The organism is Peribacillus alkalitolerans (assembly GCF_010882125.1).
Taxonomy (GTDB): domain Bacteria; phylum Bacillota; class Bacilli; order Bacillales; family DSM-1321; genus Bacillus_BN; species Bacillus_BN alkalitolerans.
In genome coordinates this window covers 1-12,775 of sequence record NZ_JAAGVZ010000040.1, presented here as the reverse complement: position 1 = coordinate 12,775, position 12,775 = coordinate 1, and the positions used below count along the sequence as shown (strand labels likewise).

The window sequence follows — 12,775 nt, the reverse complement described above, 5'->3', positions numbered from 1 at the left end:
TTTTACAGCCATAGAAAAATCCCCTCCAAGTAGTAGTGCATCATCCATGATAAAATCATAGGCTTTTTACACTGTCTACTTAAAGGGGATAATACCAAACATAGGCTCTTTTTTGTTTGGTACCTGAAAAATAACGCATAAGAATATCTTTGCGCCTCAAATATTTACAGACAGCCATTTTACCTGACTAGCGTTGAGACACAAAAATTTTATCTTCTGATGGGTTTAGACTTGGGATGAATTTGTCGAATAATCGATATTTAGGGATTTTCGATTGTATTTTGGCCGTTTCGATTGTATTTTGGCCGTTTCGATTATATTTTCCCAGTTTCGATAATAAATCTTTCAGTTTCGATAAAAGATGTGTGGTCCCTTATACATATCCTATTGGATCCTGGGTATCAACGCCGAAATAATGTTGAAAATGCATGAATTTAGTAAAAAATTCCTCAATTCATTTAAAATGCTATGTGCAATTTCTTTTTTTCATCACCTACCTTAAAAATAGGGTACCACCATGGATTTTCATGCGCCATGGTCCGAAATTTCATTAGAATGGATGTCTAATTCGTCCGGAAAGGACTTTCTGAACGAAGCAAATGTTACCTGCATCTTTTCTTATCCCAAACTTTATCTTTAATGGCTGCCATAGAATATCCCATTTATAGACAAATGCCCTTACCATTTCATACACTCTTGAATTTACTATATGAGGAACAATTGTAATTGATAATTAGTGGAATATAGGCAGGGTTAATCAGTTAATATGTCGTTTCAATATTTATCTCAAGACAATTTGTTATCACTCCAATTTCGGTAATGGTCTTAATTAATTTTTCGAAAGAAAGGACGGAAAATATGGATTTAAAAAACCTTAAGGATTTGGTTAAAGACATAGAAGTTAAAAACATGATTAATGCAGACGTAGAGGTAATAAACAATTCACCACTTACGATGATGGGGAAAGGGCGTCAAGGCGCAGTCTTTCTATTATCTGAAGAAATCTGTGTCAAAGTGTTTGGAAATGTGGAGGATTGTGAACGTGAATATGTAGCCCTATCCATGGGTCAGCATACTAATCTTTTCCCTAAAGTTTATGGTAAAGGCCCTCTTTATATTGCGATGGAAATTATTAAAGGTGTTGATTTGCGTGAGTTCTTACAATCTCAACCACTAACACCTGAACTAATGGATAAATTGATCTCTATGTTAATTACTTTTAAAGAGATTGGTTATGAAAGAATTGACCATCATAAACGTCAAATTTATATACAACCTGATGGCAGCCTAAAAGTAATTGATGTTGCAAGAACGATTTGGCGTGATCGTGTATATCCGTATCCACGTAAACTATTAACCTCTTTAGGGGATGAAAATAAGGAAGTATTCCTTTCCTATGTACAATCAGTTGCTCCTGAATTGTATCAGGAATGGCTGCACTACATTGAAATGGAAGAGCTCTCACGTAAAATTTATCAAATACTACTTAATAACCCCTCTGACAAGAAATCCTCGAAAAAAGCAATTAATACATTGTTAACAACAATTGACGAACAAAAATATGCTCTGCAGTTAGAAAGCCTGCTACACAAAGTATTCAAAGAGGAATGGGTCAAGACGATGCTTGCTCGTGGTGTGGACCCTGACGAAGTAATGGAGAAAATCGATGAGTATATGGATGGCAAAGAGGTTTATTTTGATAAAGGTAAAATTTTTAAGAAGGATCATAAATTCAAAGGTCACACAAAAGGCAAAGGAAAAGGAAAAGGTTTCACTGGTGGCTTCGGCGGCTATTAATGAAACAAAATTGAGGTGGATCCAAGATGAAAGTACTTGTAATTTGGCGCCTACTCACTGTTGGTGGAGTGAATGCAGGTTGGAGAAATCGTTCCATTTATTTTAAAAAACATGGGATAGACACAGAATTCCTATACACCACCGACCATGGAGGGCTACACATTATGCAGGGTGTAGCTCCCGTTTATTTAACAAAAGATGAACAGGAAATTATTAAAATCATTAAAAAAAACAAATATGACGCTATCATCGTGGTTGACACTGGGTCTGCCTATAAATGGATTCGCAAAGCTAAGTTTAAAGGCCCAGTGATAGTCGAAGCACGAACACCAGAGCTATTTAAACTTAAACCGCACTTAGAAAAATTCAGGGGTATCCAACCCGTATCCATCATTGTCCCTTCACAATTCCAAAAACGACTAGTATCTATACTAACAGATGAAATACCAATTAATGTAATCTACAACGGCTTGGATACTTCCTTCTTCCGTCCATTGGAATATGAGGAAATAGACTTTAACAATGAACCTACACTTCCAGATAACAAGAAAATAATCGGTTGGATTGGTCGGGTTGACAAGCGTAAAAATTGGCCAATGTTAATAGAAATTGCTAAGAAGATTAAAAGTGAACGGGATGATATTGAAATCTGGCTTATAGGTGGCGCTCAAAGTGTACAACGTGAGGAATTTGCAGCTGTATGGCAAGATGAACAGCTGACAGACACCATAAAATGGTTTCCGGTCATCCCATATCACCAGATGCCACATGTTTATGCCAAGATTCGTCAATCAGGCGGATGTACGTTAGCTACCACCAAAACAGAGTCATTTGGGAATACTTTTATTGAATCGATGGGATGCGGAGTACCTGTAGTCGCTTCTAATATGATGCCTGTTACAGAGTTGGTCATTCAAGAGGAAACTGGATTGCTCTTCCGTGGCCATAATGTCCAAGATGCTGTCCAACAATTGTATACGATCCTTGATAATCCTTCTCTTCAGTCCAGAATGTCTCAGTCAGCCTTAGAGCACGTCCAAAGAAATTTTTCCATTCAAGTTGTAGCTGATTCATACATTGAGTTTTTGAAAAAACTATTAGCTATGGAGGAAACAACTAATGGAGAGGTGAACTCCCATGATTGAACCCGTTTCTTATATAAAAACCTTGGAAGGTAAGTCTAATGCCCACTTAATTACCTTTGATGATGGAAGGGATTATGTTGTTAAGTATTTTCAACCTGACTTTGACAAGACATTACCTAATGAGTGGATCGGGTATTGCTTGGCTCGGTTCTTGGACTTACCTATTCCTTATGGACAATTAGTAAAGATCCCAAAAGAGTTCACGTCTCTATATCCTGAACTCTCCGGAATCGATCAAACACAATACCAATTTGCATCGTTGTACGTACCAGACTGCTTCAATGGTCATGAACTTTCCACTGTGCCTCATATTAATAACCCTCATTCTCTTGCAGCCATCATAGTTTTCGATTACTGGCTATGTAATAAAGATCGAACACGAAAAAACATCCTCTTGTGTGATGAAAGTCCTAATTCTTATAAATTATGGATTATAGACCAAGCAGAAATTCTCGGATCACATAGCTGGATACAAACAGATTTAGAAAGACTGACAGGAAAAATCATGAAAAGTGCCACTCACCAATTCATGGCTTCTTTCATTGAAGATGAAAAGCAATTTACAGAACAAATTGAAATTGTTCAAAAAATCCCTCAACTTCTACTTGATGAAATTGTTTCTATGATGCCCGAAGAATGGAATATATCATTGGAAGAAAAAAATGCAATCGTGGACACCCTTTTGAAGCGACGTAAAAGAACGCTTCCAGAGCAAATTGAAAAGTTTATTAATACTGTGTATCTACCTTTACACAATAAACAAACCTAACTCCCTTGCCTTATTGCAAAGGAGTTTTTTCTCTGATCAAAAAGACCACTCCATCCTAAATAGAGTGGTCACCTAATCTATTTGATTACAATCATTGGTCTTCCAATTGGATAATATTCGATGGGTTTGCAAGCTCTGACCTTATCTTCTTCCATACAATTTCTACCATCAAAAATAATAGGGCGATTCATCAAATTCGTAACTAGGGATAAATCTAATTGCTTAAACTCATTCCATTCGGTAACGATGAATAGTGCATCGGTATCTTTCACAGCTTCGGCAACTGAATTAGCATATACAATGCTATCTCCCATTATTTTTTTTGCATTATCAACTGCTACAGGATCATAGGCCCTTACTTCTGCTCCCAAATTGTTTAGTAACTGGGCAATTTTAATAGAAGGAGCTTCTCTCATATCATCCGTGTCCGGCTTGAATGCTAAACCTAGCATTGCAATTTTTTTCCCTTTTAAATCCCCAAAACGTTTTAACGCTTTTGTTACAAGTATCTCTTTTTGATGTTCATTAATAGAAATTGTTTCTTTCAGCAAAGAGAAATCTATTTCATATTGATGGGCAGTATACAGTAAGGCTTTTACATCCTTTGGAAAACAAGAACCCCCATAACCTATTCCCGCTTGTAAAAAAGATTCCCCTATCCTATAGTCTTTTCCCATTCCTAATGCGACATCTATTACATCAGCTCCGACTGCTTCGCATAAAGTCGAAATTTCATTAATGAAACTGATCTTACTGGCTAAAAAAGCATTTGAAGCATATTTGATCATCTCTGCACTTCGAATGCTAGTAAAAAGTATAGGCACTTTCAATGCGATATACAATTCTTTAACTTTTTCTGCTGCTTCTATATTTTCTGAACCGATTATTATGCGCTCGGCATGCATCGTATCCATTATGGCTGTGCCCTGTCTAAGGAATTCGGGATTTGAAACAACTTCTATCGATAACCCTTTTTTACAATGTTTTCGAATAATTTTCTTGATATTATCATTCGTTCCAACAGGGACTGTGCTTTTAATAACTACGATCGCATCATGTTTTAGATGTTCAGAAATATCAAGGGCCGCTTGCTCAAGATATTTTAGATCCGCTGCTCCATCCTCCCCTTGGGGGGTACCTACTGCAACAATGATAATATCAATATCTTTTAATCCTTTTCTATGGGAAGTTGTAAATTTTAATCGCCCTGCTTCAATATTGCTAGTAAGCATGTTTTCAATGCCTGGTTCATAAATAGGTGAGATTCCAGAACGTAATTTATTTATTTTTTGTTTATCAATATCTATACATCTGACTTGATGTCCTATTTCTGCTAAACAAACTCCAGTAGACAGCCCGACATATCCAGTACCAATAACAGCTACTTTCATATCATTCAGGCTCCTTATTGTTCTCAAAGTTGATTTTTTCACAAATATTCTTTAAGTAAGATTGAACTTCAACGCTAATATCTTCCCTTTGCAAGGCAATATCAATTGTGGCCTTTACGAACCCGAGTTTATCGCCAATATCATATCGTATTCCTTCGAAATTGTATCCCAACACGGTTTGCTGTTTATTTATTTCATTGATGGCATCTGTAAGTTGCAATTCATTTCCATGCCCTACTGGAAGACTTTCAAGAATGTCAAAAATCTCAGGGAGTAATACATATCGACCCATGATCGCATATTTGGAAGGAGCATTTTCTTTCTTGGGTTTTTCTACAAGTGAATCGACTTGGATTATGTTAGGTTCAACATTGTTCCCTTTAGGCTTGATAATACCATACCTGCTTACTTCATTTTCTGTGACCTCTTGAACACCTACCACGGAGCTTTGGTATTTCTCGTATATATTAATGATTTGCTTAAGACATGGTGTTTCAGACATAACGATGTCATCCCCAAGCAAAACTGCAAATGGCTCATTTCCAATGAAGCTTTTAGCACAAAGAATCGCATGCCCTAGCCCTTTTGGTTCCTTTTGGCGTACATAAAAGATATTCACCATATTTGATATTTTTTGTACTTCCTCTAAAATAGCTATCTTATTACTCCTTAATAACTCTTCTTCCAGCTCATAAGATTTATCAAAGTGGTCCTCAATAGATCTCTTTCCTCTGCCGCTAATGATGATAATTTCCTCAATTCCAGAAGCTACTGCTTCCTCTACAATATATTGAATCGTTGGTTTATCAACAATCGGCAGCATTTCCTTTGGTTGGGCTTTTGTTGCTGGCAAAAAACGCGTACCATAACCGGCCGCGGGAATAATAGCCTTTTTTATTCTCATGGTTGCTGCCCCCAGTTTTTTTTCCTTACTCCTTTATATGTCTAAGGACAGCTGTAGGTCACGTTAGTAGCCTATATTACGGTAATTAACATCATTCAATTTTCCAACCTTCAGTTTTTTTGAGTAAGTAATTTCCCTATGGGAGAAAATACAAAAATCAATGGAAAGGAGGATTCATATGAAGAAAAAGAAATACTCACTCTTATTGCTCTCTACAATCCTATCGGCAGGAATGTTATTCGGCTGTAATGGTGTGGATGAAGATGAACCAGATCCAAGCGAAGAGCCATCTGAGCAACAGGAAGATGATTCACAATAACACCGTAAAGATGCTGACTTAAAGTCAAAGTACTTTATGATCAGCTTTTTTATTTTCTTGTAGTACAAAAAAAAATCGCCCCTTTTTCAAAAAGGAACGATCTACCACCTCAAAGATCATTTATTATAAATTTCTTTGTAAGCAATCACTTTTAAGGCCATTATTTCCTCTTCTGTCAATTTGCTTTCAAGGTCTTGGATAATTTCTTCTTTCGAAGCAGTTCCTGCTTTAACTTTCGATTGAATATCCTGAAGTTCGGAAATTCCTACTTTTTTTATGAGTACACGAGTAGCTTCTTCCTTTGTTTGAAAAGGTAACTTACTTTGATCGACAGTTCCAGCCTCTTCAATGAATTGTTTTAATTCATGATCACCTTCAACATACGTTTTGATTTCTTCTATTTGACCACTATTTTCAAGTTCCGTTGAAACGGCGTCCATTAATTTTTCAGACGCTAAATTTGTACCATAAAAATAAACACCATAGCCTGCAGCAACTAAAATAAATACTGGTATCAATATAAATTTAATAAACTTCATCTTCCCACTCCTAACTTATAAATAAATATACTATAGAAGTAGTAATAGATGAAATAACTGAAGGTTTAGCTCCTGCCTTTTCTCATTAAATATCCAATGGTCGTTCCCATTTCAAGGTTCACTAAATTCTCCATCTCTTCTAGATTTTCTCTTGTTACAACAGGATCCTGCGAAGACCATTTTACGTGTTTGACAAAGTAATAATTCGTAATAAGTGCAAGTAAAACAGGAGAATTTGGAAATTGATCAAATACAAATTCCAAATTCCCCCTTTTTTTATATTTATAGTTTATGATGTTCATAGTTCACCTAACATTTGGGTTTATAATGATATATCCATACTTAGTATGTTATACCACTTTTTTTGATTGTTAGGCACTAATCTTATAAAAAATGAGTAATAGATAAATTGAATACTATTTTTCTATTGTCACCTTCGGACCCAATTCTTCTTACAGCTCTTACTCTCCTTGTGGTACTTAATCGATATGAGGTTCATCTTTCGGCCCTTTCGCTCCTTTGGAACCCTTGCTTCCTCTTGGCCCCTTTGCTCCTTTGGAACCTTTAGAACCCTTGCTTCCTCTCGGACCCTTTGCTCCTTTGGAACCTTTAGAACCTTTTGAACCGTGGCTTCCTCTCGGCCCCTTTGCTCCTTTGGAACCTTTTGAACCTTTTGAACCGTGGCTTCCTCTCGGACCCTTTGCTCCTTTGGAACCTTTAGAACCTTTTGAACCGTGGCTTCCTCTCGGCCCCTTTGCTCCTTTGGAGCCCTTAGAACCTTTTGAACCGTGGCTTCCTCTCGGCCCCTTTGCTCCTTTGGCGCCCTTAGAACCTTTTGAACCGTGGCTTCCTCTCGGACCCTTTGCTCCTTTGGAACCTTTAGAACCTTTTGAACCGTGGCTTCCTCTCGGACCCTTTGCTCCTTTCGAACCTTTTGAACCGTGGCTTCCTCTCGGACCCTTTGCTCCTTTGGAACCTTTAGAACCCTTGCTTCCCCTTGGACCCTTTGCTCCTTTCGAACCTTTTGTTCCCTTACTTCCCCTTGGACTCTTATGTCCTTTAGAACCATGAGATCCCCTACTTCCTTTCAACCCCTTTGCTCCTGTGGAAGCATGATCTTTTTTCATAACTAAATTCTCAACGGTTTCCGATGCTTCTAACTCATCTGTTGGGTTATTGCTCATATACTTTAATAACCCATTTTGCCCAGCCATCACTAAGAGATCAGAAATATTTTCCTGTATGTGTGTACTCAATTTCGTTTTCCTCCCATAAATTAATCTTTTCAGATTATCTTATGGGGATTTGTATCATTTTGATTAGACAACATTACATTTTTTATTATAAATGTCTATACTTTTTTGATTTTTTGCATAAGGAGGATTGAAATAATATGGCGACCCTACCTAAATATTTTATTACTATTAACCCTAAAGACTTGGCATCCATGAAGGAAGATATTTGGAATGAGGATTATAAAATGGGGCGATTACTCACAGGGACAGAGAACTATAAAATAAACATTTCATTAAGAGGGAATCAAACACGTAAGCATCCGAAAAAATCTTATCACATAGTTTTTAAACAGCCGTTTTTTATGGAAGGGCAGCACGAAATTCATTTAAATGCTGAGTTTAATGATATTTCCTTAATAAGAAATAAACTGTCTCTAGATTTTTTTAATCGTATAGGAGTCTTGGCTCCAAATTCAAAACATGTACTCCTTTATATAAATGGTTTTTTTCAAGGCATATACCTTCAACTCGAATCATTTGATCAGTTTTATCTACAAAAAAGAAAGCTGCCTAAAGGTTCGATTTATTACGCTACAAATGATGATGCGAACTTCTCTCTCATAACTCCTGAACATACAATAAAAACCACATTAACCGACGGATACACCCCTAAACTTTCCATTCAATCCGATGAGCAGTTAAAATTATTCATTGCTTTTATCAATACTGTAAATCAGGAACAATTTTGTAATGATATCAACCAATTTATCGATATTGATAAGTACTTGAAATGGCTTGCTGGAGTTGTTTGTACTCAGAATTTTGATGGATTCATCCATAATTATGCCATCTATCAGAACAGTAAAACGAACCTATTTGAATTATCCCCTTGGGATTATGATGGAAGTTGGGGAAGAGACCTGCATGGTCATCCACTCTCCTATGATTATATTCCTATTCAAGGATATAACACTCTTTCTGGACGTTTATTGGATTGTAAGTTGTATAGAAAAAAATATAAAGAAATTCTTAAAGAAATCTTAGAAAATCATTTCACCACACATGTCATTCAACCATATATTGAAGAGTTACATTCCCTAATTAGTCCATTCGTTTCCGATGATCCATTTGTTAAAGACCGTATCGCTTCATTTTCCATTGAAAAAAATTTTATTTTAGATTTTATAAGCAAGAGAAAACAGTATTTAACAAATGAATTACAGGGATTATAGATGAAAACCCATTTTTTGTTTATAAAAAGGGCGAATGCCTTAGTTACCCTTTCCTACCGAGACACATATAATTACAGGGAAATAGCATATAAGGAGGAGCAATAAATGAATAAATCAACATTAGAGACCTTGATTGGAAAAGTGTTAAGGGTTGATAGAGGTGGACCAGAATCCCGTGTGGGTAAATTATTAGAAGTGGGTTCTGACTATTTTGTATTACACACAAAAGAAGATGGAGTTTTATATTACAAAGGACATCATGTAAAAAGCATAACAGAGAATACAAAAAACAGACTTGAATATGAATCTTCAGGTTCAGATGGATTGAAATATAAGTCTGGAAAAGATTTCAAAGATTTAATTTCTCATTTTAAAGAGCAATGGGTAAGAATTAATCGTGGAGGTCCTGAAAAAATTGAAGGGATTTTGACTGAAGTTAACCACGACTTCATTACAATAGTTTTAAACGAAGAAGTAATTCGTCTATCCATGTTCCATGTAAGAAATCTTAGCAATACTTTAAGGTCTGAACTTAAAAAAGACGATAAAAAGGATAACAAGAAAGATTCTGAAAACCAAAAAAACTAATTAATGTGTCTCATTATATACTAATTAGAGATACACGAAATACGTTTTTAGCTTCTCCCATTACCAGTTAAAAGGCATGGTTTTGTCTCATTACATTAGCCCTGTGAGAGAAATCATGCCTTATATTGTAAATAGAATACAATGATAAGTCGATTAACCGAGGAGGTTATAGCCATGCTAAACCTTAACTTTTCCCAATCGGATGAAAATGATGAAAATATTAATAATTCATCAAGTGATGATCAATCTACAAAGGATGAGACTCCTCTAGAGGCTTCTTCTTCAAATAAGAACAATGAAGAATCTTCCACCGTTTATTATGTTGAGGAGTCATCACCTTCGACCATCCAATACGTGGAAGAATCTTCTTCATACACAGTCCGATATGTGGAGGAATCCTCTTCAACAATCAAGTATGTAGACGAATCTTCATCTGCTACTGTTCGATACGTTGATGAATCTTCTTCCACTGTAAAAACCTTTTATAATGAGTCTTCTTCCACTATGCAGTCCTATTACGAAGAATCTTCGTCTTCCACTGATACCTATTATGAAGAGTCTTCGTCTTCTTCTAACCAATATGTCGATGAATCTTCTTCTTCCTCTGATCAGTCCCATTATGTGGAGTCTTCGTCTTCTTCTAACCAATATGTCGACGAATCTTCTTCTTCCTCTGATCAGTCCCATTATGAAGAGTCTTCATCTTCTTCAGAACAATATGTTGATGAATCTTCTTCTAATCAGTCCTATTATGAAGAGTCTTCGTCTTCTTCTAACCAATATGTCGACGAATCTTCTTCCTCTGATCAGTCCTATTATGAAGAGTCTTCGTCCTCTAGTGAAATATCTTACTATGAAGAGTCTTCATCTTCTGCTACCCAGAATGTAGAATCTTCTTCAACTAAATATTATTATCCAGAGGAATCCTCTTCCACTGTTCAGTATATAGAAGAATCTTCCTCTTATACCGAGCAATATGTTGAGGAATCCTCTTCACAAACTGTTCTATATTCTGAGGAATCCTCTTCTGACACTGTCGAGTACTTCGAGGAATCTTCCTCAGGAAGTAAATATTTTTCAGAAGAATCTTCTTTCTCAACAAGTCTGTATTTCAAAGAAGAATCTTCTTCTGATAAAAATAGTCACAAGGACGAATCTTCTTTTGATGAAAATTGTGACGAAAACGAATCTTCTTCTTTTATTTTTATAGATGAATCTTCTTCTGATGAAAATTGTGACGAGAACGAATCTTCTTCTTTTATTTTTATAGATGAATCCTCATCAATGATTGAATATAAACCTGAAGAGTCCTTCTCTTCCTTATTAGAAGAGATAGATGAATCTTCTTCAATTGAAAATGTTTGCGAAGTTGAATCCTCTTCTTCGGAAGTCATCGAATATGAGTCTTCTTCGGTTGAAGAGGTTTGCGAGAATGAATCCTCCTCTTCTGATGACATCGCGGATGAATCTTCTTCGGTTGAAGAGAATTGCGAGAATGAATCCTCCTCTTCTGAAATGATCGAGAATGAATCTTCTTCGGTTGAAGAGGTTTGCGAAAATGAATCCTCCTCTTCTGAAGTGATCGAGAATGAATCTTCTTCTGTAGAAGAGGTTTGTGAGAATGAATCCTCTTCATCTGAAGTAATCGTGGATGAATCTTCTTCTATAGAAGAGGTTTGTGAGAATGAATCCTCCTCTTCAGATGTTTGTGAGAATGAATCATCTTCTTCAGATGTTTGTGAGAATGAGTCCTCTTCTTCAGATATTTGTGAGAATGAATCCTCTTCTTCAGATGTTTGTGAGAATGAGTCCTCTTCTTCAGATGTTTGTGAGAATGAATCCTCTTCTTCAGATGTTTGTGAGAATGAGTCCTCTTCTTCAGATGTTTGTGAGAATGAATCCTCTTCTTCAGATGTTTGTGAAGTAGAATCTTCTTCTTCTAGTTCAGGTGTATTCCCAATAGAACAGGAGCAAACTGAAGAATCTTCATATTCACCAGAAGGACAGTATATATTCCGCCAGAGAAATTCTTCAAGAAGGAATAGATATGAAAAATCCTATGAAGAGAAATATGAAAGTTCTTATGACGATGATCCTGCAGATTTATTTGATTTATATCAAAATCTAACCTCTCCTAATTTTAGTAAAAAAGTAAAATCAGAACAGACTTCTTATCGAACTGAACGATCTAATTCCAATGAACGTAGGAGACGGAAATCTGATGATCAGGTACTTGAAGTTAATGAGAGCAGCAACAACTCTAATTGCAATTGGATGCCAACCAGGGATGAAAATAGAAATACACATGATGAACAATGTTTGACGTTCAGAAGCACTAATCGTTCAGTCAATTCTACTAGCACACAAATTCAAGATGATCTATCAACCATGGAACGAGATATGGAGCAACAATATCTCTCATTGATGAAACATGCTGAAAGAATGTATTTACAATTGAAAAGAAATAGAGAAGAAAGTTAATCAACAATATGCCTTTTCAGAAAGGAGGCGTATTCGATGGTCTTAACAATGTTGGTTTTACTATTAAGAGGACAAATTTATCAAAACATTCATGACATTCAACTACTCTTTTACAAATTTCCATTATGTATCAATTCTTATTACGATCATCTCTATCTTAATCTGGCGCCCCTTTCGGATGAAAACGAAGGGGCTCTGGATGTTTTGCCAATATGTACATAACAGATCTATGTTTTATAGTGTAAGTTAAAAAAAGGAGATCCTTTAAAGGATCTCCTTTCAGATTGTCGACAAAAGGCATTCCGAATGACCCCATTCGGATGCCTTTTGTCATTTTCATGTAGTTTTCTTTAATTTAGACCTTCCTTAGCTCTA

12 protein-coding genes are annotated in these 12,775 nt (G+C 36.1%); 7 read left to right on the top strand and 5 right to left on the bottom strand.

The genetic code is table 11. From position 1 onward, the window contains the following. The first annotated feature begins 858 nt into the window (after positions 1–858). From G3O09_RS21585 to G3O09_RS21575, 3 genes are read left to right on the top strand one after another with little or no spacing between them, the layout of a single operon-like run. Positions 859–1,797 (top strand): serine/threonine-protein kinase, encoded by a 939-nt coding sequence (locus G3O09_RS21585; protein ID WP_240338533.1) that lies wholly within the window; start codon positions 859–861, stop codon positions 1,795–1,797. Between the two features lie 26 nt (positions 1,798–1,823). Beyond that, positions 1,824–2,942, top strand: coding sequence for a glycosyltransferase family 4 protein (locus G3O09_RS21580; protein WP_163103501.1), 1,119 nt, complete (start codon positions 1,824–1,826; stop codon positions 2,940–2,942). Next, a complete protein-coding gene (locus G3O09_RS21575; RefSeq protein ID WP_163103500.1) occupies positions 2,935–3,711 on the top strand; it encodes a HipA family kinase in 777 nt (258 codons plus the stop codon). The genes G3O09_RS21580 and G3O09_RS21575 overlap by 8 nt, the downstream gene beginning before the upstream one ends. Before the next feature lie 77 nt (positions 3,712–3,788). Here G3O09_RS21575 and G3O09_RS21570 read toward each other — a convergent pair whose 3' ends face one another. Both G3O09_RS21570 and galU read right to left on the bottom strand, forming a co-directional pair. Continuing rightward, positions 3,789–5,102: a UDP-glucose dehydrogenase family protein gene (locus G3O09_RS21570; protein WP_163103499.1), complete on the bottom strand. Its 1,314-nt coding sequence runs from the start codon at positions 5,100–5,102 to the stop codon at positions 3,789–3,791. A 1-nt stretch (position 5,103) separates the two neighbouring features. Then, entirely contained in the window at positions 5,104–6,006 is a 903-nt protein-coding gene (gene galU / locus G3O09_RS21565; RefSeq protein WP_163103498.1) for a UTP--glucose-1-phosphate uridylyltransferase GalU, read from the bottom strand. Positions 6,007–6,184: 178 nt separating this feature from the next. Here galU and G3O09_RS22245 point away from each other — a divergent pair, with 178 nt between their 5' ends. Next, entirely contained in the window at positions 6,185–6,325 is a 141-nt protein-coding gene (locus G3O09_RS22245) for a hypothetical protein (RefSeq protein WP_205439701.1), read from the top strand. Between the two features lie 116 nt (positions 6,326–6,441). Here the strand turns inward: G3O09_RS22245 and G3O09_RS21560 are convergent, their stop codons facing one another. The 3 genes from G3O09_RS21560 to G3O09_RS21550 all read right to left on the bottom strand — a co-directional run bounded on the left by G3O09_RS21560 (position 6,442) and on the right by G3O09_RS21550 (position 8,120). Continuing rightward, a complete protein-coding gene (locus G3O09_RS21560) occupies positions 6,442–6,864 on the bottom strand; it encodes a hypothetical protein (protein WP_163103497.1) in 423 nt (140 codons plus the stop codon). 65 nt (positions 6,865–6,929) lie between these two features. Further along, a complete protein-coding gene (locus G3O09_RS21555; protein ID WP_420850370.1) occupies positions 6,930–7,127 on the bottom strand; it encodes a hypothetical protein in 198 nt (65 codons plus the stop codon). Between the two features lie 216 nt (positions 7,128–7,343). After that, a complete protein-coding gene (locus G3O09_RS21550) occupies positions 7,344–8,120 on the bottom strand; it encodes a collagen-like domain-containing protein (protein ID WP_163103495.1) in 777 nt (258 codons plus the stop codon). 137 nt (positions 8,121–8,257) lie between these two features. Between G3O09_RS21550 and G3O09_RS21545 the strand changes: the two genes are divergently transcribed. The 3 genes from G3O09_RS21545 to G3O09_RS21535 all read left to right on the top strand — a co-directional run bounded on the left by G3O09_RS21545 (position 8,258) and on the right by G3O09_RS21535 (position 12,400). After that, positions 8,258–9,331 (top strand): CotH kinase family protein, encoded by a 1,074-nt coding sequence (locus G3O09_RS21545; protein ID WP_163103494.1) that lies wholly within the window; start codon positions 8,258–8,260, stop codon positions 9,329–9,331. 105 nt (positions 9,332–9,436) lie between these two features. After that, a complete protein-coding gene (locus G3O09_RS21540) occupies positions 9,437–9,919 on the top strand; it encodes a hypothetical protein (RefSeq protein WP_163103493.1) in 483 nt (160 codons plus the stop codon). Positions 9,920–10,093: 174 nt separating this feature from the next. Beyond that, positions 10,094–12,400, top strand: coding sequence for a hypothetical protein (locus G3O09_RS21535; protein WP_163103492.1), 2,307 nt, complete (start codon positions 10,094–10,096; stop codon positions 12,398–12,400). The last annotated feature ends 375 nt before the right edge of the window (positions 12,401–12,775 follow it).